Annotated in this window: 17 protein-coding genes and 1 riboswitch; of the genes, 11 read left to right on the top strand and 6 right to left on the bottom strand. The window is 45.5% G+C overall.

Features of this window, described 5'->3' with window-relative positions:
- A partial coding sequence (locus F8N00_RS06560) for a UTP--glucose-1-phosphate uridylyltransferase (RefSeq protein WP_421017941.1) occupies positions 1 to 751 on the top strand: 751 nt, incomplete at its 5' end.
- 124 nt (positions 752 to 875) lie between these two features.
- Here F8N00_RS06560 and F8N00_RS06555 read toward each other — a convergent pair.
- Both F8N00_RS06555 and F8N00_RS06550 read right to left on the bottom strand, forming a co-directional pair.
- Complete coding sequence (locus F8N00_RS06555; RefSeq protein WP_255997379.1) at positions 876 to 1901, bottom strand: GGDEF domain-containing protein; 1026 nt, start codon at positions 1899 to 1901, stop codon at positions 876 to 878.
- A gap of 233 nt (positions 1902 to 2134) precedes the next feature.
- The gene (locus tag F8N00_RS06550) at positions 2135 to 2926 is read right to left on the bottom strand and encodes an endo alpha-1,4 polygalactosaminidase (protein ID WP_235147602.1); all 792 of its coding nucleotides are present in this window, start codon (positions 2924 to 2926) and stop codon (positions 2135 to 2137) included.
- Positions 2927 to 3032: 106 nt separating this feature from the next.
- Positions 3033 to 3117: riboswitch (cyclic di-GMP riboswitch) on the bottom strand.
- A gap of 71 nt (positions 3118 to 3188) precedes the next feature.
- On the opposite strand from F8N00_RS06550, the gene F8N00_RS06545 reads away from it, so the two are divergent.
- Genes F8N00_RS06545 through pelG form a run of 5 tightly spaced genes read left to right on the top strand, consistent with a single transcriptional unit; the run spans position 3189 to position 10008 of the window.
- On the top strand, positions 3189 to 4415 hold the full coding sequence (locus tag F8N00_RS06545) for a GAF domain-containing protein (RefSeq protein ID WP_023469427.1): 1227 nt from the start codon (positions 3189 to 3191) through the stop codon (positions 4413 to 4415).
- A complete protein-coding gene (locus F8N00_RS06540) occupies positions 4412 to 5320 on the top strand; it encodes a hypothetical protein (protein ID WP_214859299.1) in 909 nt (302 codons plus the stop codon). Before F8N00_RS06545 ends, F8N00_RS06540 begins: the two co-directional genes overlap by 4 nt.
- Positions 5317 to 7152 carry a DUF2194 domain-containing protein gene (locus F8N00_RS06535; protein WP_421017940.1) on the top strand — a complete coding sequence of 612 codons (1836 nt, stop codon included), beginning with the start codon at positions 5317 to 5319 and terminating at the stop codon, positions 7150 to 7152. Before F8N00_RS06540 ends, F8N00_RS06535 begins: the two co-directional genes overlap by 4 nt.
- Positions 7149 to 8567 carry a GT4 family glycosyltransferase PelF gene (gene pelF / locus F8N00_RS06530; RefSeq protein ID WP_421017939.1) on the top strand — a complete coding sequence of 473 codons (1419 nt, stop codon included), beginning with the start codon at positions 7149 to 7151 and terminating at the stop codon, positions 8565 to 8567. Before F8N00_RS06535 ends, pelF begins: the two co-directional genes overlap by 4 nt.
- Positions 8548 to 10008: an exopolysaccharide Pel transporter PelG gene (gene pelG / locus F8N00_RS06525; RefSeq protein WP_421017938.1), complete on the top strand. Its 1461-nt coding sequence runs from the start codon at positions 8548 to 8550 to the stop codon at positions 10006 to 10008. Before pelF ends, pelG begins: the two co-directional genes overlap by 20 nt.
- 128 nt (positions 10009 to 10136) lie before the next feature.
- Here pelG and galE read toward each other — a convergent pair whose 3' ends face one another.
- Positions 10137 to 11144: a UDP-glucose 4-epimerase GalE gene (gene galE / locus F8N00_RS06520; RefSeq protein WP_023469422.1), complete on the bottom strand. Its 1008-nt coding sequence runs from the start codon at positions 11142 to 11144 to the stop codon at positions 10137 to 10139.
- Between the two features lie 73 nt (positions 11145 to 11217).
- Positions 11218 to 12198 carry a hypothetical protein gene (locus tag F8N00_RS06515; protein ID WP_075642990.1) on the bottom strand — a complete coding sequence of 327 codons (981 nt, stop codon included), beginning with the start codon at positions 12196 to 12198 and terminating at the stop codon, positions 11218 to 11220.
- 104 nt (positions 12199 to 12302) lie between these two features.
- Here F8N00_RS06515 and F8N00_RS06510 point away from each other — a divergent pair, with 104 nt between their 5' ends.
- The 3 genes from F8N00_RS06510 (at position 12303) to F8N00_RS06500 (ending at position 16020) form a co-directional block, all read left to right on the top strand.
- The gene (locus F8N00_RS06510; RefSeq protein ID WP_055969154.1) at positions 12303 to 13004 is read left to right on the top strand and encodes a tyrosine-protein phosphatase; all 702 of its coding nucleotides are present in this window, start codon (positions 12303 to 12305) and stop codon (positions 13002 to 13004) included.
- Between the two features lie 471 nt (positions 13005 to 13475).
- The gene (locus F8N00_RS06505) at positions 13476 to 14495 is read left to right on the top strand and encodes a fatty acid desaturase (protein ID WP_410756246.1); all 1020 of its coding nucleotides are present in this window, start codon (positions 13476 to 13478) and stop codon (positions 14493 to 14495) included.
- Between the two features lie 166 nt (positions 14496 to 14661).
- On the top strand, positions 14662 to 16020 hold the full coding sequence (locus F8N00_RS06500; protein WP_410756245.1) for an ankyrin repeat domain-containing protein: 1359 nt from the start codon (positions 14662 to 14664) through the stop codon (positions 16018 to 16020).
- 45 nt (positions 16021 to 16065) lie between these two features.
- Here the strand turns inward: F8N00_RS06500 and F8N00_RS06495 are convergent, their stop codons facing one another.
- Positions 16066 to 18189: a 5'-nucleotidase C-terminal domain-containing protein gene (locus F8N00_RS06495; protein ID WP_421017937.1), complete on the bottom strand. Its 2124-nt coding sequence runs from the start codon at positions 18187 to 18189 to the stop codon at positions 16066 to 16068.
- 784 nt (positions 18190 to 18973) lie between these two features.
- Between F8N00_RS06495 and F8N00_RS06490 the strand changes: the two genes are divergently transcribed.
- Together F8N00_RS06490 and F8N00_RS06485 are read left to right on the top strand one after the other, a co-directional pair.
- On the top strand, positions 18974 to 19783 hold the full coding sequence (locus F8N00_RS06490; RefSeq protein ID WP_023469416.1) for an ABC transporter permease: 810 nt from the start codon (positions 18974 to 18976) through the stop codon (positions 19781 to 19783).
- 15 nt (positions 19784 to 19798) lie between these two features.
- Positions 19799 to 20752, top strand: a complete 954-nt coding sequence (locus F8N00_RS06485) for an ABC transporter ATP-binding protein (protein WP_035396040.1) — start codon at positions 19799 to 19801, stop codon at positions 20750 to 20752.
- A 159-nt stretch (positions 20753 to 20911) separates the two neighbouring features.
- Here the strand turns inward: F8N00_RS06485 and F8N00_RS06480 are convergent.
- Positions 20912 to 21404 (bottom strand): TIGR00730 family Rossman fold protein (locus F8N00_RS06480; protein WP_421017936.1); only part of this gene is annotated, 493 nt, incomplete at its 5' end.

The raw sequence follows: 21404 nt of genomic DNA, 5'->3' as shown, positions 1-21404 counted from the left end.
CCAATACATCGTGGAAGAAGCCGCTGCCGCAGGAATCGAAGATATCATCATCGTGACCGGGAAACACAAGCGTGCGATCGAGGATCATTTTGATCATCAATATGAACTAGAAGCCGCACTTCAGGCGTCAGGAAAAACGGAGTTACTTGAAAAGGTATGTGCTTCGACGAATCTGGCGAATATCTTTTATGTTCGTCAAAAAGAACAGAAAGGACTTGGTCATGCGATTTGGACGGCTCGTCAATTCATCGGCGACGAACCATTCGCCGTCTTGCTCGGTGATGATATCGTCGAATCGGAGACGCCGGCGATCCGGCAGTTGATGGACGCCTACGAAGAGACCGGTCAGTCCGTCATCGGTGTCCAAGAAGTCGAACCGAAAGAAACACACCGCTACGGAGTCATCGATCCGCTCGATAAAGAGGGACGACTTTATCCGGTCCGCCGATTCGTCGAGAAACCGGAGTCCGGGACGGCGCCTTCGAATCTTGCCATCATGGGTCGATACGTCTTGACGGCGGATATCTTTGATTACTTGGAAAACCAGTCGGAAGGCGCTGGGGGCGAGATTCAATTGACCGATGCGATCGAACGGTTGAATGCGGACCAAGCGGTCTATGCGTTTGATTTCGAGGGGAACCGTCATGATGTCGGTGAGAAACTCGGTTTCGTCAAGACGACGATTGAATATGCGATGAAGGATCCTGAAATGCATGAAGAATTAAAAGCGTTCCTGAAACGATTCCAGTGAAGCAGACGTGTACGCCCGAGGGGGTGTACACGTTTTTTGATTAATTATAAACAGCAAAAACTCCACCTTATACGTCGGACGATGTGTCCTCTGTAAGGTGGAGTTCGCGTAAGCGTCGAACTCTTTATAGTAGATGACTTGCAATCCGAACGATGTTTCGTCCCGATCGTTTTGCTTGATAGAGTGCTTGATCCGATAGTTCCATCGAGTGCTGGACAGGGATGCCGCGTTTTCCGGAAGAGAGTCCGATTGATGTCGTGACGTGAATCGAAGAGCCGTCTAGCAAACGGAACGTATGCCGTTCGACTTCCTGACGGATCCGTTCAGCGATGGTAGTCGCTTGTTCTGCCGTCAAATCGGTCAGGAGCACGATGAATTCTTCGCCACCCATCCGGGCGACTAAATCTTCTGGGCGTGTATTGCGCTCTAAAATTTTTGCGAACTGTTCCAACACGGCATCACCATTAGAGTGACCATATTGGTCGTTCACTTGTTTGAACTGATCCAAATCAAGGATGATCAAGTGATAGGTCGAAGATTGACCAGCGAGTGTCTTGGCACGTAATTCCCATGCCCGCCGATTAGCAAGCCCCGTCAACGCATCATACTCCGCTAAATGTTGATAGACCTCGAGCTGCTTTCGGTGGCGTTGCTGCAGCGGCAACAGATAGAGGAATATCCCGTACATCAATAACGTGAGACTTACATGAAAGACGATCGTGGAAAGCGTTCGATCCGGTAGGAAGAACAAAATGGCACTTCCGATCAGAAGATGCAGCATACCTAAGCGTAGAGCGAGATATGTCTTTCTTTGTAGGAGTGAGGAGAGAATCACGATGCCCACTACTGAAAGGAGCGCTTGCTCGATATCTGCCTTCATTCCTGTATTCATTAAAGTGATGAGCGCTATACTGAAGAACGCTCTTTTTTCTCGATGATAAGCCAGTATAACAAAAGGAATGACTTGCCAGATCAATGCATATGATAAAAATAAGACGTCGATGACCAACAAGTAACTGCCAAACCAGAGAATCAGGATGACAGTGCCTGCGATTTCACTATTTCTATTACGAATCAGTTGGTATGTGGCTAAAAGGAGATACGTCAGGGCGAATATCATGGACCCTTGAATCATCCAGTTTTGAATCATATATAAGACATCCAATCTATACAAATAGTTTTCTAAAATATATAATTAAAAACAAGTAGTGTCAAATACTGTATATCAGTATTTGACATAATAGATTTCTATCGAGACAAAAAGGACCATTTTCCTCAGATTTTAGAGGGAAATGGTCCTTCATCTTCGAAGTAAAGCATATGCCAGATACTTGACAAGTGATGGGATTCACTGTCATTTTATAAGGTGGTATATGAAAGGGTTTAGAATTTATTGTAATTCAAATCGACGTTTGATTTCATGTGAAGGAATCCATTCTTTTGAGCGAGTGTCGCACTTTTTGTTCCTTGTACAGAAGAAATCGTCAATGTTTTGATGTCTTGAGATTGACTCAATTTTTGGAGGTCTGTCATCCGATCCTTTGACCACTGATCGTTGGCGACCGTTGAATAATTGAAGTTCTCCCACATGATGCCGTCGACATAAGGATACGTATGATATTTCAACGTTCCGAATCCCCAGTTTTGGATCAGTGATAGAGACGCATGTTTTGTTTTTAGTGATTTTAAGAAGTTTGTCATTCCTACCCGTTGTTGTTCAAGAACGGCAGGCTGGTCGGCATGTTCGTTATCGATGTTACCGACTGTATCGAGGAAAACGCCATCTAGTCCTTTTTGGACGATTTGTTTCTCGACTTCTTTCATTAAAACAGCTTGGTAGTGCTTCGATGTAATATCCGTTAAGTACGAATCCCATTCAGCGTAATGAATACGCTGACCATCGCGATGGAAAAAGTCTGACTCGACGAGTTGTCCCATCAAATCCGTATTCCAGTTGTCTGCTTCCATCGTGTTGATGTAGCCGTATACTTTTGTACCGTTTTGTTGGATCTGTTTAATTTGTGCAGCGGAATAAAAGACGGGTTCGATGATCATGACATCGTATTGTTGCATCTTTTTGATTTTCGCTGCTGACGGTGCGTCGTAGTAAACTTTGTACGACTTCGCATTGTCCAATGGATTGGATTTTTCTGCTTTTGCGTCTAGTGACGACATGAAGAACACTCCTAATAAAAGAATGCACAAAATAGACGTCATGCGCTTGAGTGAGATAATACCCATGTTGATAGCCTCCTGATTAATTATCAGAGAGCGGCCGCGGCATTGCAGACTGGCGATCGGTATCCGTAGATCGACGACCCATGTCTTTGCGCCCTTACTTTTCAGTAAGTTTGCCCTTCTCGATATGAAATTGTAGTGTTCCAACGATACATTTCTTCCATCTTCATACCGATAAAAAACAAAAGGAGTGAATAAAATGATATATACTCAGCACCGGCAAGGCATCAAGTGGATTGAGATGATCGTTAGTATTCTTATTATCGGCACTTTAGACTATATGTTTAACCTTTCGATCTTAAAATGGACGATTGATCCGCTTATTTTTTATATTTTACTTTTTTCTCTCCGTTATGGACTCCTCGGAGCATTCGCGAGTTTTCTGTTTACGATGATTTATCACCTGAGTTCTCTCGCCTGGGCGGGAGAAGACGTCTTACTCTTCGTTTATGATCGTGGCGAATTGTCATGGATCATTTTGCACTTCTTAGTCGCGATTTCATGCGGCATGTTCAGTACTTCTTTCCAAGAACGTTATCTATCCTTACGCTTACGACAAGAGGAAGTGACAGAAGAGAACGAACGGTTGCGCGATACGCTCGAAAAATTGCGCGTTGCGCAAGAGGCAATGCGTAACAAAGTGCTTGAATCCAATCACACGTTGACGAACATTTACCGGATCGGAACAGAACTTGATCAATCCGTCGCGGACATCGTACGCGATAAGCTGTTGCAAATCTTACAGGATTCCTTCGATGCGAAGGAAATCGCGATCTATCACGTTGATGCGTCACGTCGTACGCTTCGTTTGCATATTCGTTTTGGTGATAAGGAACTGTTGCCGCAAACGATGTTCATCGATCCGGAACAAGGCATCTATCAACGGATGTTCCAGAAACAGGCGATTGCCATCCGGACAATAGATGAGACAGATGTCCCGTTACTGATTGCACCAATCCGTTATGACGGACGCATCCAGGAAGTCGTCGTCATTCAATCGATCGCCTTCGAACGTTTGACGAACTATGAGATGCACGTCATGCAATTGATCGTCGATTGGACAGGGTCGCGCATCGAGAAAGCGATGTTGATGGAATGGATTGAGACGCGTCATGAATTGATCGAAGGCACGCGTATCTTTAAACGAGAGCACTTCGAGGAGAAAGTGAAGTATCAAGAATATCGACGCGAGCATTATGGTCAGCCGTATAGCCTCGTACAGCTTGATATTCGCAATACACCGTTTTCTCTGATTGAACTGGAATTGATCTTGCGGCAATCGATGCGTGAAATCGACCTGATTGGTTTTGATGAAAACACTGAGCATCTTCAATTCTTATTACCCGGAACACCTCAAGAACATGCGAACCGATTCCTTGAACGAATCAAGGCTGTGTACGTTCAAAAAGGAGGGCGTGTCCAATGACGGCACTCCTGCTCATTCTTTATGTACTTCATCTTTTACTCATCGTATTGGCTTATCGTGTACTCGTCTTTCGATTGCCGGAGCAAGAGCGAGGGATCTTAACGTTCGTGTGCTTGTTCAGTGCCGTCCTACCACTTCTCGGTGAAGTACTAGGGGGACTGGCTTATCTGATTTCCCGTCGTTTTGCTTCTTCTGATACGTTACTGGATTACGATGAATATGTGCAGTTCGATGTGATGAATCTTGAAGGACTGCAGCAGCAAGCTGCAGACAATATGGAGATGGTTCCGATCAAGGAGGCATTGAACATGGATGCGAAACGCCGGAAACAGTCGATGATCCATTTAACGACATCGTCCTTGAAGGAGACCGGAAAGTATTTGCAATACGGACTTGATCATGATGACTCGGAAACCGTCCACTACGCAGCGACGGTCCGAAATTCCTTATTTGACCGTTATGAAGCAAATCTTCGACTACGGGAACAACAACTTAATCCGGTAGACGTGACGACGTATCATCTGTTCATTCAGGAATGTAAAACCTTCCTCGACAGTGGTCTATTAGATGAAGGCGGTATCGGTCGACTCGATGAGCGACTTCACCTTGTGCTAGAACAAATGCGCGCTCTCTATCCGACGGATCTCGTCCGGATTGTAGCGGAAGCGGAAATGGCGATACGTCAAGGCGAAGAGGAAAAAGCGATTTCCTTCTACGAAGAGATGATTCAGATTCATCCGACGTTGCCAGACGGATATTTAGCGTTGATTCGTTATTACTTTCAACGGCAGGACTGGACTTCGATCGGTCCGGTGCTCCATCAGTTAAGAACAACAGTAGCAGAAGAGGATATTCCAGAAGAGCATCGCTTCATATTGGAACGTTTGGAAGGAGGAGACCAATGAATAAGAAACCTTATGGCTATCTCATTGGATTATTTGTCGTCTTATTCGTGACGATGGGCATCGTACAGCTGTTTCGTCTCGATTATCCACATCGACTGATTCCTTCTGAAAAAACGAAGGTCCGTTCATTCGAGACAGCAAACACGAAAACGACTGAAGCCAAAGGGGAGGCACTTCGTGTCTACTTGCTTCAAAACGATAGCGACCTGTCAAAAGGCGCAATCGAAAATTTCTCGTACGCATTGAAATATGCGAAGATCGATCACCAACGGATTCGTACGTCAGACATCAAGACGCTTCAACCGAGTGACCGGACAGTGCTTGTCTTATCCGGTGAACATACGAAGGAATGGCCGTACGAGACCATTCGGAAATTCGTCCAACAAGGCGGTCGCTTGTACATCGCCGGTCGCTTCATTGATCCGAAATGGGGCGACTTAGTAGGGGTAGAACGCTTTGGTGATTTTAAAGAGAATGTTAACGGGATGACATTCAAAAAAGATTTATTTCCCGGGTATATCGATTTACCGAAGACTTCTACCTTGTTTGTCCATAGTATTGCGGATGTGACGTTAAAAGATGCCGACGTCAAAATCGAGGCTGATGGGAATCCGATCTTATGGACCCATGAATACGGAAAAGGAGAGGTCTTGTTCTGGAATACTTCTTCGTTACTCGAAAAAAACTCGCGTGGTCTACTCGTCCAGTCCCTGTCATTACTGTTTCCGACATTCGTCAGTCAGCAAGTCGCTGTGAAGCTGGCGCACTTCGATGATTTCCCGGCACCCGTACCAGATGCCTCCAATCCAGCGATTCAGAAAAACTATGATTTGACCGTTAAAGATTTCTTTGCAGAAGTCTGGTGGAAAGACATGCAACGGGTCGCGAAGGAACAGGATGTCATTTATTCCGGATTCATCATAGGAAGCTATAAGAACGCCATCGATGATACGGAAGAGCAGTTGATTGAAAACATTCGTTTTCCGATGCTGAACTTCGGACGCGGATTATTGAAGATGGGTGGAGAGCTCGGTTTACATGGATATAACCACCAACCGCTCATTGTTAATGGGGAGACGATGGATTCAAGCCTTGGCTATAACACATGGGACGATCGTTCTCAAATGATGAAAGGTATTGAGGAAGTCAAAGTGGCACATCAGTATTTCTTCCCGAACGAGCAATTGCGCAGCTATGTACCACCTTCGAACATCATTGGTCCGACCGGTTTATCCGTCTTAAATGAAGCATTTCCGGATGGATTAATTATCGCGTCTCTTTATATTGGAGACCCATCAAAAGGAAGTTACATTCAGGAGTTCGAACCAGATTCGACCTATAAGAATCTCTATAATTTCCCACGGATCACAAGCGGATATAATGAATCGCCTGAAGACATGTTTGTCTTAGCAGATGCGGTCGCGAACTTCGGACTTGTCTCGCACTTCATCCACCCGGATGACGTCCTTGATGAACGACGCTCAAAAGGGCAAGGATGGCCGACGATGGAACGTTCGATAGAAAAGATGTTCAAAACGATTCATACGGATTATCCGTATCTCGAGAGCATGACACAGTACGATGGCTACAAAAAAATGAAGTTGTATCAAGAATCGAAAATCGATGTTCGTTATTCTAAAACAGCGATTGAGATTTCAGGTAGTCAAATGCTCCTTCCTTCGAAGATGGTCGTTCGTGTCAATGAAGGAAAACTAGCGACCGGGTCCTTCGCGTACGGGCAAGTGCGAAAACTTGGAGATGCGGACGATTTATACGAAGTAGAACTCAAGAAGAACTTCGCGCGCATACCGGTACTGGAGGGATCCCAATGAAGATTGGTTTAGTGTTAGAAGGGAGTTACCCTTATGTCAGTGGTGGCGTCGCTAGTTGGGCACATATGCTGATTCAACAAATGACAGAGCATGAGTTCGAGCTGATCACGATCACACCTACACGCATGACGGAAGCAGAGTTCCGTTACACGCTTCCCGCGAACGTCGTTGGTGTGACGAACCTTCCACTCGATCAAACTCATGAGACGCGTCCGCTAAAACAGACGTTGACGCCGGAGCAGGAAGAGGATATCAAACGATGGATGCGATTCCAAGCGACGAACACGTCGATTTTCCCACTCTTCGGTCAGTCGATTGGAACATCGACGCAATTTTTCTCAAGTCGTCTCTTTTTTGATCTCGTCAAGACGAGTTACCGGGAAGAACGACAAGCTGGCTCCTTCATCGATTATTTATGGATGTGGCGTAGCATGTATGCGCCTGTTCTGGAACTGCTCCAAGCCGACTTACCGACCGTCGATTTGATCCATTCCGCGTCGACGGGATATGCGGGACTCGTCGCAGCGGCGATCAAACAACGCCAACACGTTCCGTTCGTCCTAACGGAACACGGGATCTACTCCCGTGAACGAGAAGAGGAGCTCGTCCAAGCGATGTGGATTCCACAAGAATACCGCATGCACTGGGTGCAGTTCTTCCATCACTTATCACGCGAAGCCTACGCTGGGGCGGACAATATCATCACGCTCTTTGACCGAAACGGTGAATTACAGCGTGAACTTGGAGCACCTGCCGAAAAAATTCGCGTCATCCCGAATGGAATTGATGCGACAGGACTTGCTGCGTTAGGACATACTCCAAAGCAAGATGTACTCCGGATCGGCGCAATCGTCCGCATTGTTCCAATCAAGGACATCAAGACGATGATCCATGCCGCGAAGGTTTTACAGGAAATGCACGTTCCATTTGAAATGACGATCATGGGTCCGCTTGAAGAGGATCCGGAATACGCCCGTGAATGCCAAGAACAAATCGATCTCTTTGAACTATCAGAGAGTGTGAAACTCGTCGGAAAGGTCGATATCCGGAGCTATCTGCCATCATTTGATGTCTGCTTGTTGACGAGTATTTCCGAAGGTCAACCACTGGCTGTCCTAGAAGGCATGGCTGCAGGGATACCGTGGGTCGTCACTGATGTCGGTGCATGTTCCGAGCTGATCAACGGACGTGAGGATGATCCTTACGGGCCGGCTGGATTCGTCGTGCCACCGGTCAATCCTCGCCGGATCGCAGAACGGTGTGCCTGGTTCCAGTCACATCCGGAAGAAGCGATTCGCTTTGGACGAAATGGGAAAGAACGCGCGCTTGCGTATTACCAGACGCACCGCTTCATCTCGGAGTATCAAACATTGTATCAAGAGAGGGGGGTGACGTATGGCGGGCATCGGGTTTAAGCTTCAAAAATTGTTTCAAGAGGACTATTTCTCATCTCGGTTAAAGGCATATGCTTTCGCTGGACTCGTCACGTCCGGTCCATGGCTCATCGTCATCTTGACGATCGCTGTGACCCAGTGGCTGACGACGTTCCTGTCGATTGCTTCTTTTGAAGAACGGACGACCTTCAATCTGGTCGTCTCATACAGCTTCATTTTTTCACAAGTGTTGCTCGGTATTCAGCAACTCGTCGTCACGCGCTATTTGGCGGACTGTTTCTACGAGAAACGATATGAAGATCTGTTTCCTGCATTTCTAGGTATGACGAAGATGACGATGGCGTTAGGCAGTATCGCCTTTCTCATCTTCCTCAGCTTCTCAAAACTTCCGTTCTTGTTGAACGGGCTGATCTTCATATTGTTCATGACGATCAATTTGATCTGGGTGCATTTCCTATTCTTAAGTGCCGCGAAGTTCTATCAGGCTGTCGCATACAGCTTTTTGATTGGCGGTATCGTAGCTGTCGGATCGGTCTTACTGATTGATCGGTATCTGATGGAGTATGTAACGGGTATCGTGACACCAAGTCTTGCCTTAACGGCAGGTTTCACATTCGGCATGATCATCACGTTATTCGGTCTATTCACCTCGATGTTGTTGACGTTCCCGCAACGCGGGACGAAAAATCAGTTTACCTACTTGAGTTATTTTGATCGTTACCCGGCGCTCTTTTGGACGAGTTTTCTCTACAATATCGGGGTGTGGGTCGGGAACTGGGTCATCTGGTTCTCTGACGGCGGTGCTGTTCATCTCGGGACATTCCGTTATCATCCGTTATACGATACGGCGATCTTCTTATCCTATTTGACGGTCATCCCGACGATGACGATCTTCGTCGTTTCCGTCGAGACGCGTTTCTATGAACGGTATCGCATCTTCTATGGATACGCGAACGAGGGCGGAACGCTGGATCAAGTTGAAAAAGCGCGGGACGCGATGTTACTCGTCTTACGACAGGAATTACAACGACTGTTTCGAAATCAAGGATTGTTTACGCTGTTCACCTTATTGTTCGCCTCGACGTTGCTCGGTTACCTCGCATTACCTGAAGCAACGATCAGCATTTTCCAAATGACGACGATCGGTGCGTTCTCGAATGCGATGGTTCTCGTCTTGACCCTCTTGTTACTGTATTTTGAAGATCAAAAAGGAGCGGCATGGATTTCATGCGTGTTCTTCTTATCTAATGGGATTTTAGCTTTGTTGATCGCGCCGTTCGGTTTTTCCGGATACGGTCTCAGCTTCGCGATCGGATCAACTTTGACGTTTGCGTTTGCGCTCATGCGACTCATCCATTATGTCTCGGATATTGATTACCATACGTTTTGTCGGATGGTGTTACCGCCACGCTCGATGCGTTTTACACGATGGAGTGAACGATTGAATCGTTCCTGGATGTGAAGCGGTTAAAGGTTCTTTTGAGGAGATCAATAGTATGTAGGTTAATTTGAAAAGGCGATCCATTTCCGAATTCGTATCGGAAGTGGATCGCCCTTTTTAATTGCAGGTAAAATGATTTATCCTACCTATTATTTTTGATACCCGTCTGGATTCTTAGATTGCCAGCGCCAAGCATCCTTACACATATCATACAAGTCTTTCTCCGCCTTCCATCCGAGGAGGCGTTCTGCTTTTGAAGCATCCGCATAACACGATCCGACATCACCCGGACGTCGTGCCGTGATCTTTCGATCGATTTGCAGAGACGTCGCATCTTCGAACGTCGCGACGAGTTCAAGCACACTTGTCCCTTGTCCCGTTCCTAGATTGAATGCCTCGATCCCGGAATGATCATGGTAGAGTGCCTTGATATGTCCTTTCGCTAAGTCGACGACATGGATATAATCGCGGACACCCGTACCATCATCCGTATCGTAATCATTTCCGAAAATTTGAAGGGTATCGAGTTTTCCAGCAGCAACTTGTGTCACATATGGCATCAAGTTGTTCGGAATACCGTTTGGATCCTCACCGATCAGACCGCTCATATCGGCACCAATCGGGTTGAAGTAGCGGAGTAATGTGATATCCCATGTCGGATCAGCGAACGCGATGTCTTCAAGCATCTGCTCGATCATCAGTTTCGTCGCACCATAAGGATTCGTCGCGGAGCGCGGAGCAGATTCGGTGATTGGTGTCGTCTCCGGCACACCGTAGACGGTCGCAGATGAACTAAAGACAAGTTTTTTGACATCATGCCGGTCCATTACTTCGAGTAGGACGAGCGAACTGATCAGGTTGTTTTGATAGTAGAACAACGGGCGTGATACAGATTCACCAACCGCTTTTAAACCGGCAAAATGAATGACAGCATCAATCGCATGGTTTTGGAAGATTCGTTCGAGTGCCGATTCATCCCGCACGTCCGACTCATAGAATGTGACCGTCCGGTCCGCGATGTGTTCGACACGTTCAAGAGCACTCCGATGACTGTTACTTAAATTGTCGACGACGATGACTTCATGACCCTCTCGCAGCAGTTCGAGACAGGTGTGGCTGCCAATATAGCCAGCGCCTCCCGTTACTAAAATGTTCATAGGATACCCTCCGTTAAATTCCATTATTTATCTAATAATAGCATAAAGAGAGCGGTTTTTTCTTGATTTTGCTTTACATCCGTTTTGTTAGACGAATCAGCTGAATACGCGACTCGGACTCGATGATCTGTAATTGATAATGGGTGCTTATGCGCAGTCGTCCCGCTGTATTCGTTCGCTGGAACGTTCCAAGACGCGCCAACTCTTTTTGGGAAAGGCGCGGGCTCTTCCAATCGATGGCGTATGCGCGATCATCGATGAGGTGTACGGTGAATGACTCATACGTCCATGTTTCATCTACAGCCGTTTTGATTTTCTGTTTCGGTGATCCGAGACCGACCCATGTCGTAGCGGGATCATCCAATAGATCGGTCGCTCGTGTTTGTTTCGGAAGCGTCATATATGCGTCCGTCCATTTCAACAACGCCTGATCCGTCATCATGGAACCAATCGTTTTTTCGGATAGGTCGCTCGCTTTCATATAAGCCTGCGTCCGGTCAGGGAGCTGGATACGCACACGATCCTTGACGATATCGAGGACAGGGAATGCATCACCAAAGTCGGCGGATTGAAGAACGGTCGAGGAATCAGGATGACGATAAATCGGACTCGATTTCGTGGAGACGAAATGATAGATTACGTCTTTCTTTGCCCATGTCTGATATCCCCATGTAGCAAGCGCACCAATACAGAAGCAAGCGAGCGCGAGGAGGACGAGTCGCCAGGACAAGACTCGCTTTTTCGGTACTGCAGTGGGCGTCGTCTGTTCGAGCGGCATCTCGTCTCCTTCATCTAGTAAAGGAACAGATGTGAGGAAACCATAAAAGTCGGCGATGCTCTCGTGTGGATGACCGTCCAAAAATCGTTGCCACTCTTCTGGACGAACCGTATCTTGCTGAAACGGTCGCGAGGGTGCTATCCCTGTCAGATGAAGGCAGGTCGCCTGAAGCGAAGAAGAGGAAGACAAGGACAGCAGGATTCGTTCATGGAGACGCTTGATATCAACTTCCGTGTGAGAGGTATAGAATTGTAAAGCGGATAAGGCGCGATGCATAAGGCATCCTCCTTCCTTCTAACGTCAGGATATGTATGAATTTTCCGTTTCCTTTTATGATATCATTTTTTATGGGACGACGAATGAGAAAAGGGGGAACGATGATGATCGATATTCATAATCATCTTTTGCCGTTGATCGATAAGGGAGCGACTCATGTCGAAGAAACGATCCGCATGGCACGGCGTGCTGCTGCGGAAGAGGTGCGCCGAATCATCGCAACACCATATGCGACGCATGCGACAGCAGAAGAAGTCCAATTGATCGTAGCAGAGCTGAATGTTTTACTGGCCCAGCGACAGATTCCTGTCCTCGTCTATCCGGGACAACAGACGCGTTTGACACTCGGATTGCGTGATGCGGTCAACCAAGGGCACGTCTTGACGTTAGCAGATACCGCCTATCTGTTAATCGATTGCCCCGACGATCCGCTACCGGTCTATACGGAAGAAGTCATGACCGGATTAATCGAAGACGGGTATTTGCCAATCCTTGCGCAACCGGAAGATAACGCAGAACTTCTCGAGCATCCTGAACGTCTGGTCCAGCTAATTGAAAAGGGCGTGCGTTGTCAACTGGCGACACACAGTATTCTCGGTCATCACGGAGAAGAAAAGAAGCTATTTTGTCAGCGTGCCATTCAAAAAGGATGGGTACACTTCATCGCATCCAACGCTAAAAAAGCAACAGACCATCTTCATCTTATGCCGGCGTATCAACAGATTGAACAGTGGTCTGGAGCGAATGTCGTCGATCGATTAAAATGGAACGCTGAACAAATCTTGGTGTCACCGCCAATTGTCTAATACATGACAGTGAGGCTGACTCAACAGTCATTCTCTACAAAAGTCAGGGTGGCAGAGTGATGAGCTGTCACCTTTACCTCATAACAAAAAGAGTGACGCGTCATACGCCACTCCTACAGGAAAATGCGTATGTTTGCGCTCTCAGGGACAAACAAGCCCCAATTTCATGCCTGAATAAGGCAGGAAAACTGACTTGAGTCTCGCCTGAGGAAAGGGCGTGAAAAGACGCGTCATTCTTTTTTGTCAGCCTTATTTTTTAAAAAACTTTTCTAATAAATCAAAATCCTGAAAAATATATGATATGATATCATTACTTGGTACTAAAAATATTCAAGCGATTAATCAATATGGGCATGATTACGTTCGAATCTCCGAGGACATCGTCACGTACGCCGCTCAATTCTTTCATTTTTTAGGCATCATCATCATTAGCGTCGTGAACGCTGGAACAACCCGAGGAGGAAGTAATACATGAGTAAAGAAAAAATCGCACAGCTGCGCAAACATGTCTCGCCTTTTGAGAAGGCAGACATCAAGGCCAGCATCCGCCAGATGATCAATACGATCCTGCCGTTTCTCGTCATTTGGTTTTTGGCGTATCAAGCACTTCACGTGTCAGCCTGGCTCGCAGTACCGCTTGCGATGATCGCTGCGGGATTCGTCGTGCGGATGTTCATCATCTTCCACGATTGTACACATGGTTCGTTTTTCAAAAACAAAAAAGCGAATGCAATCGTAGGAACCATTACAGGTGTGCTAACGCTATTTCCATACGAAAAGTGGAAACGAGAACATGCGATTCATCACGCTTCAAGCGGTAACTTGGACAAGCGGGGCGTCGGTGATATTTGGGTAATGACAATCGAAGAATACATTGCGTCATCGAAATGGACGCGATTGAAATATCGACTCTATCGGAACCCGCTCGTCATGTTCGGGCTAGGTCCGTTGCTCTTGATTTTGGTGACAAGTCGTTTCAACCGGAAAGACGCACGGAAGAAAGAGCGTCTTAACACATATCTGATTAACGGATCACTCGTCGTTTTATACGGTCTCTTAATTTACTGGATTGGCTGGCAAGCATTCTTGATCATCCAAGGGACAACGATGTTCACAGCAGGCGTACTTGGTATCTGGTTGTTTTATGTCCAACATACATTCGAAGATTCTTATTTTGAAGATGAAAGCGAATGGGATTACGTCAAGGCTGCGATTGAAGGCAGTTCGTATTACGAACTCCCTAAAGTATTACAGTGGGTGACAGGAAACATCGGTTTCCATCATGTCCATCACCTGAGTCCACGTGTACCGAACTATCATCTAGAGAAAGCACACGTCTCGACGCCACCCCTTCAAAAGGCGACGACGATCGGCTTGTTCTCTAGCTTAAAATCTTTACGCTATAAACTATACGATGCAAAAAATAAGACGTTCGTTACGTTCCAGGACATCAAGCATCTCCTGCGTGAACCGAAACCGTCATCACTTTAAGTCTGTAGCACTTTATCTTTTTTGAGATAAGGTGCTTTTTGCTTTGAAATCACAAGAAGTTGACCGATAAAGAGTAAGGAATGGAAAAATATAGGCACGACAAAATTGAAAATGTTACTCTAAACTAAAGAATAAAGAGAAGAGACACATAGAAAGAAGGACTGGCATGAAAGGAAAAATATACTTCTGGCTTTTGTTTTTAAATGCGATTGCGACAGTAGGGGCACTGGTCTACCTGTCTTTTGAACTGGGCGCTTTGGGCCTTGTCTTATTGGGGCTAACGATTGTCTGGCTCGCCTGGAAAATATTACGACTCTTTTCCTCGGTGATCCGATTGCAACAAGAAGGCATTGAGGTAACCGAATATCGTTTTCCGGAACTATATCATGATATCACGTCGTTATCGGAACGTTTGAATTTAAAGACACCACGCATCTATATCGTCGGAGACGACGTATCGCCGATTAGAGGCGTGAGTCTGTTCCGAACGAACGTGTTTTTTTTACCAGAGAAAGCCATGCGGGAGCGAAATGAGTTCGAACGAGTTCGAGAGTTGCTTCGTCTGAAGCATAATGACGAGGAAAAACGTTTCGCATTACTATTAGGCAGTTGGATTCCATTTTTAAGACCGGCTTATTTGCGAACGATATCCTTATACCGGGATCGTCAAGCCATGCATCTTGTAGACGATCCAGATAGTGTCATGCAGAGTATTCTAAAAGAAAACGGGCGGCACCAATTGATCAATGAAATCGATGTAACAGCTTATTTAGCTGAAAAGAGGCAGATTACGCTAGCTGAAGTCGTTAGCGAAATGGTCTACGCGACACCGACGACAGACAGACGATTGATTGAATTAGGCTGGATGTCACGCGAGACTCCTACTGGGCAGCATGCTGTTCGATTCTTGTTGGTAGCATCGAGTATAGTAGCATTCGTTTTGATTGGCTGGAGTGTCCAGACCGTTTCGTTTTCAAATGAAACCGCAAAAGCTGTCGTCACCTCATCGGATGAATCAAAGGCGAATGGATTGCAGGAAACGAAGTTGATGGCTGCCATTCAAAAAGGTACGTTGGAAGAAGTTCAGAAGGAGTTACCGGACGGAGATATGAAAGCCGTGGATGCAGATGGTGATACAGCACTTCACTATTTAGGGTATCGCAAGTCAAGTGAAGGACTGAAGGAAATCTTTGACGCGTTAATCAAGCAAGGAAGTGATGTGGACGCAATCAATGACTTCGGAGAACGTCCGTTCATCACGGCAGTATATAGTAACAATAATGAATTAGTAGAACTGTATTTAAAGAACGGTGAAAACATCAATCAGCTTGATGATCAAAAGTACACACCTTTACATCATGCGGTGGAAGGGGAAGGCGTTCAAACCGTGAAAGTATTGCTAGAACAAGGGGCAGACGTCTCGATTAAGAATAAGGATGGTTTGACGCCTTTGATGTTGGCACAGCAATATGAATTAGACGACATCATTCGATTGTTAAAGCAACATACGTCTCAAACGTTATAAGAAAAGTGCTCCTCCCGAAATCGGGAAGGAGCACTTTTTACGAACTTATTTACCTTGAAGAGCTGGATCCACGTTAAGGATACGTCCTTCAATTTTATAATCGATTGTTTTCTTCGAAATCGCGTAGTCGCGGAACGTTTCCCAGTCAGAGAGACCGAGGTCTGTGAAACGACCATCATCATAAGCTGTTTTGAATGCTGTTAAGCCATCAGCTCCAGTTGCAGAGAAAGCATTTGTTGCAACAACGTACATTTTCGCTGGATCAACGACTTCTTCCACTCCGCCATCTTTCGTGATTGTCATCTTCGTGACACGCTCACCTTTTGCTTTTGAGCCATCGTATTCGAGCTTCATACCAGAAACTTGTAAGAAACCACCGTTTTCAAGCGGGAACAATCCGACACTGCTTTCGAACAATTGTTTTAATTCTGCTCCTGATAATTTAACAGTTGCAAGCGTATTTCCGAACGGTAATGTCGTTAAGATTTCGCCAGTCGTCAATGGACCTGCATCAATTGCAGCACGGATACCACCACTGTTTTGAACAGCGATGACGGTATCAGGATTTAATGTTTTTGCTTTTGCAAGCATACCATCTGTAATCAAGTTACCAAGAGCTGTTTCGGAGTTACGTACACTAATTGTATTATCTGGATTTGTCCGTAAGTTAGGGAGTGCTGTCAATACTTCTACACCAATTTCTTGATTTTTGATAGCAGAAATTTTGTCGGCGTAAGGTTTCAAGATTTCAGCAGCACCAGCATCCGGAGCTTGTGCTTTCACGTCAATAAGTGAACCTTTGTATGATTTAAGTTTCCCTTTGTAGTCAAATGTCATATTGACATCTCCAAGGAACTCGCTATATTGATACGCTTGAACGATGATCGTTGGTTCTGTTTTCTTTGGATTGACTTCTGGATCAACAGGTACATAAGTCGATTGAAGGAGCTTAGAATGTGTATGACCACCGACGATGACGTCAATTCCGTCAACATTTTGAGCGAGTAATTGATCATTATCGACTGCAGGATTATCATCGTAACCGATATGTGTCAATGCAACGATTTTATTGATACCACGAGCTTTGAATTTATCAACGGTCGCTTGAGCACTCTTGATGTAGTTCGAGAACGCAACCGTTCCTGGACTTGAAATATCAACTGTCTCTTCTGTCGTTAAGCCGAAGAAACCAACTTCTTCACCGTTGATTTTTTTGATGACACCTTGGTAGATCCGTCCATCTTCCGGACCAGACGTGATTGTTTTCTTTTGCATCCCGTTGAAGAGCGGATTTTTACTGAAATCAACGTTTGCTGTAATGAATGGGAAGTCAGCGCCAGCAACGAAGGCTTGCAAAGCAGCACCTTGATCTTTAGCACCAAGATCAAACTCATGGTTACCGAACGTCATCATGTCATATTTCATGTAGTTCATGAGTTTAAGATCGGCTTGTCCTTTGAACTCATTGAAGTAAAGTGATCCTGAGAAGACGTCACCAGCATCAAGGAGAAGCGACGGTGTACCTTCGGCGCGGTAAGCGGCACGGCGCTCTTTAATAGCAGTCGCGCGTTTTGGAGCGTTATCGAGCGAAGCATGTGTATCGTTCGTATGGAGCAAGGCAAGGCTGAAATCATCTGTATTGATGTCACGGACGATGATTTTTGCTTTTGTCGTGACCGTTTTGCCTTTATGCGTCAAGCTACCTGTCGCATAGTAAGTACCTGACTCACTCGTATCAACTTTGCTCCATTTGATTTCTTTATCGTAGACTTTGCCGTTAGCGTAAAGAACAGCTAGTTTTTTAGGAAGGACTGGTTTTTGATCGACTGAAATCACTTGTTCCTTAACGGACTCAATGATTTTGATCACATAATTCTCGACGTGAATCTTTACTTCGATTGGGAGCTTTTTCTTACCATATGTGCCATGAACCGTTTGGTAGCGATTGAAGATGTGCTTATTGTATGCACCCCATGAGATTTTTTCTCCCTTGTATGTAGCCGGAAGTTTAACAGGCTCACCCTTCGTGAAAGTGAGAGACTTCAATTTGACCGTCTTGACTTTGACATGTGTTGCAGCAGATACGGTCGTTTGTGCAGCCGGCACGATTGCCGATGTCGTCAATGCGACAGCTACTGCTGCCGCGTAAAGCGGTTTTGATTTGTACATAAATAAAAATCCTCCCTCGAGATGATATGAGGTCAACCAGCGATCGGTAACCTCTTCTTCTACTATAAATGCTTAACGGACAATCGTGTCATGAACCTTTTGTAAAATGCGTAAATTCTTAGGTCCGACGACAATACAACTCTTGCAAGTCGTTTGTTTTCTTCTACCTGAAAGAAGAAAAGATAAATGATTGCGCTTACATTATATCTTGTTCCTCCTTCAAAAGAAACGTAGATTATAATAGATTGTAGGAAATTGTCCTCATTTTGAGAGAATCGCGTAGTAAACATTTTCAAAAAAATGTATAATTTACTATATGAAAAATATGCGATGGGGAGGCGGGAGTACGAATGGATGAAAAGATACGTAGGAGTCTACTCGTAGGTATACTTTGTATAATGGGAATCTTGATTATATGGGGGCTCGCCTCTCCACCGACGACAATTGAATTTCCTAACTTTACACATACCTAATCCTGTGAATGGATCGGCAAGGAGTCCTTGTCGATTTTTTTGTTTCAACGGGAAAGCTACAGTTTGGTGTCGGTTCACGCTATACGTTGACACGCTTTTTACGGATGGCTAGAATTGATTAAGTGTACTTCGTGTATACACAATTGAAAGATAAACGAGGAGGGATGGATAATTAGACATGATATATCATGTCGATCGGAGGAATGTTCGTTTGAGGAATCGCGGACAGAACCCGTTTTTTGTTTGAATTTGATCCAGAATTCATTGAATTACAAATACATGCACCATGAAATCGGAAGGAACTTACACTTATGTTGAAAGAAATGAAAAGTATCATCCGGGAACAGGTTGAAAACTTTCCTTTGATTCGCCGGCTCGCGCGATATGAAATTAAGTCCGCACACGCAGAACAACGCCTTGGCCTCTTATGGGAACTCCTCAATCCGGGTCTCCAAATTTTCATCTACTGGTTCGTCTTTGGTGTCGGTCTTCGGGGAAATGAAAATGTCGATGGAAACATTCCATTCATCGTATGGCTTCTCTGTGGGATCGTCGTTTGGTTCTTTATCAACGATGCTTTATTACGTGGATCGAACTCGATCAATAGTCGACTTGCGATGGTGACGAAGATGCGTTTCCCGATGAGTGCCATTCCGTCATACGTTATTTTGTCACGGATGTATCAACACTTCGCAATGCTTGTGATCGTATTCATCGTCATCCTCGCAAATGGGATTCCGATTACATGGAAACTACTTCAGTTGCCTTATTACATGATTGCGACATACATTTTCGTCTACGCATTTTCACTTTGTTTTTCAACGCTCATTACGCTCGTCAAAGATATTCAGCTCTTCTTGCAATCGATGATGCGGATGCTTTTTTATATGACACCGATTCTTTGGAATATTGAGCGGTTCCCGGACGCCCTGCACGGTGTCCTTCGCCTGAATCCGGTCTACTATCTCGTCGAGGGATACCGGGCGAGTCTGCTCGGAGGACATTGGGTCTGGCAGGAATGGCCAACTGGACTGTACTTCTGGAGTGTGACGCTCCTCTTGTTCACAGCCGGAACATTCTTGCATATCAAGTTCCGTAAATCATTCACTGAGCTCGTCTAAGGGAAGGAAATCGCCATGTCTATGATTAAACTCGACCATGTAACGAAACGCTTCGACATGGTTACGACTACAAAAGAAAAATTCAAGCTCTTGTTCAAGAATCAAAGCAAGAGCGTTAAAACATTCACTGCACTGCGAGATATCTCGCTTGAAATCGGCTCGGGTGAAGTCGTTGGACTCGTCGGAATCAACGGTTCCGGTAAATCTACACTTTCGAACTTGATTTCAGGCATCATCTATGCAAACGAAGGAGACGTCGCCATTAATGGTGAAGTCGCGATCATCGCCGTCTCACAAGGATTAAAGAATGTCCTGACAGGGCGAGAGAACATTCGTTTGAAGTGTCTCATGCTTGGGATGGATGATGCGGAAATCGAGCGTCGGATGCCAGGCATCATCGATTTCGCTGATATCGGTGATTTCATCGATCAGCCGATCAAGAAGTACTCGAGTGGGATGAAGTCGCGCCTCGGCTTCGCGATCGCGGTCAACGTCGACGCCGACATTCTGATCGTTGACGAAGCCTTATCCGTTGGTGACCAAACCTTCTATAATCGTTGTATCGATAAGATGAACGAGTTCAAGGATGAAGGAAAGACGATCATCTTCGTCAGCCACTCATTGTCACAAATCAAGAGTTTTTGTGAGCGTGTCATTTGGCTCGAATACGGTCAAGTACGACTCGACGGAACAACGAAAGATGTCTTACCGGAGTACAAAAAGTTTCTTGCGGAGTATAAAAAATGGTCGAAAGAGGAGCAACATCAATTTCGGCGTGACCGTTTAAAAGCACAAGCTGCTAATGCTCGTTCCGGGAAACAAAATACGGATTCAGAGGAAAACATCAAACATCCGGCATTGATCTTATCTGCGCTAGGTATTCTTGTACTTGCAGCAGGAAGCTTAATGGTCGTTGATGAGACGCCATCTTTGGCGAATTTAAGCGACGCTATCTTAAATTTCTTTTGATTCTCTGCGCCAGGTACCAATCGGTATCTGGCTTTTTATATCATGTAAGTAGGAATTAGTAAAAGGAGTGAAGAATGCTAAAGGAGAGTGGAAAAAGAAGGAATCATCGCAAATCAAGAAATGTAATCAAAAAAAACGGAGTTCAAGACTCCGTTTTCATCAGGTTTGTGAACGATCCATATAGGTTTTGACGCGCGGTGCTTCATACGTTGCAAAACGTTCTAAAAGACGTTCAGCATCTGACTCGACGATCAACATTGCACGGTGTTCGGGAATCAAGAATCCTTGACGTTCCATCGTATCGAATAGGGAAATCAAGGGATCATAGTAGCCATCAATGTTCAGTACACCACATGGCTTTTCATGAAGTCCAAGCTGTGCCCAAGTGAAGACTTCAAAAAATTCTTCCATCGTTCCTGGACCACCCGGGAGAATGATGAATCCATCAGAGAGCTCTGACATTTTGGCTTTTCGCTCATGCATCGAGTGGACGAGATGCAGTTCGGTTAGTCCAGGATGCGCAAGTTCTTTTTCCTGAAGAAAGTGGGGAAGAACACCGATTGCTTGACCTTTAGCAGCGAGCGTAGCATCTGCGACTGCACCCATCGTTCCAACGCATGACCCTCCATATACCTGTCTCTTATACACATCT

The sequence above is a fragment of the Exiguobacterium sp. A1_3_1 genome, from assembly GCF_048985645.1.
In the GTDB taxonomy this organism is placed as follows: Bacteria; Bacillota; Bacilli; order Exiguobacteriales; family Exiguobacteriaceae; genus Exiguobacterium_A; species Exiguobacterium_A indicum.
This window is presented reverse-complemented; position numbering and strand designations above follow the sequence as displayed.

What these genes read in the sequence shown, in the direction of transcription:
- F8N00_RS06550 (WP_235147602.1), bottom strand. Translation starts at nt 2,926, where the DNA reads ATGTCGTCACTAGACGCAAAAGCAGAAAAATCCAATCCATTGGACAAT.
- F8N00_RS06500 (WP_410756245.1), top strand. Translation starts at nt 14,662, where the DNA reads ATGAAAGGAAAAATATACTTCTGGCTTTTGTTTTTAAATGCGATTGCG.
- F8N00_RS06485 (WP_035396040.1), top strand. Translation starts at nt 19,799, where the DNA reads ATGTCTATGATTAAACTCGACCATGTAACGAAACGCTTCGACATGGTT.
- pelG (WP_421017938.1), top strand. Translation starts at nt 8,548, where the DNA reads ATGGCGGGCATCGGGTTTAAGCTTCAAAAATTGTTTCAAGAGGACTAT.
- F8N00_RS06505 (WP_410756246.1), top strand. Translation starts at nt 13,476, where the DNA reads ATGAGTAAAGAAAAAATCGCACAGCTGCGCAAACATGTCTCGCCTTTT.
- F8N00_RS06540 (WP_214859299.1), top strand. Translation starts at nt 4,412, where the DNA reads ATGACGGCACTCCTGCTCATTCTTTATGTACTTCATCTTTTACTCATC.
- F8N00_RS06490 (WP_023469416.1), top strand. Translation starts at nt 18,974, where the DNA reads ATGTTGAAAGAAATGAAAAGTATCATCCGGGAACAGGTTGAAAACTTT.
- pelF (WP_421017939.1), top strand. Translation starts at nt 7,149, where the DNA reads ATGAAGATTGGTTTAGTGTTAGAAGGGAGTTACCCTTATGTCAGTGGT.
- F8N00_RS06555 (WP_255997379.1), bottom strand. Translation starts at nt 1,901, where the DNA reads ATGATTCAAAACTGGATGATTCAAGGGTCCATGATATTCGCCCTGACG.
- galE (WP_023469422.1), bottom strand. Translation starts at nt 11,144, where the DNA reads ATGAACATTTTAGTAACGGGAGGCGCTGGCTATATTGGCAGCCACACC.
- F8N00_RS06495 (WP_421017937.1), bottom strand. Translation starts at nt 18,189, where the DNA reads ATGTACAAATCAAAACCGCTTTACGCGGCAGCAGTAGCTGTCGCATTG.
- F8N00_RS06545 (WP_023469427.1), top strand. Translation starts at nt 3,189, where the DNA reads ATGATATATACTCAGCACCGGCAAGGCATCAAGTGGATTGAGATGATC.
- F8N00_RS06535 (WP_421017940.1), top strand. Translation starts at nt 5,317, where the DNA reads ATGAATAAGAAACCTTATGGCTATCTCATTGGATTATTTGTCGTCTTA.
- F8N00_RS06515 (WP_075642990.1), bottom strand. Translation starts at nt 12,198, where the DNA reads ATGCATCGCGCCTTATCCGCTTTACAATTCTATACCTCTCACACGGAA.
- F8N00_RS06510 (WP_055969154.1), top strand. Translation starts at nt 12,303, where the DNA reads ATGATCGATATTCATAATCATCTTTTGCCGTTGATCGATAAGGGAGCG.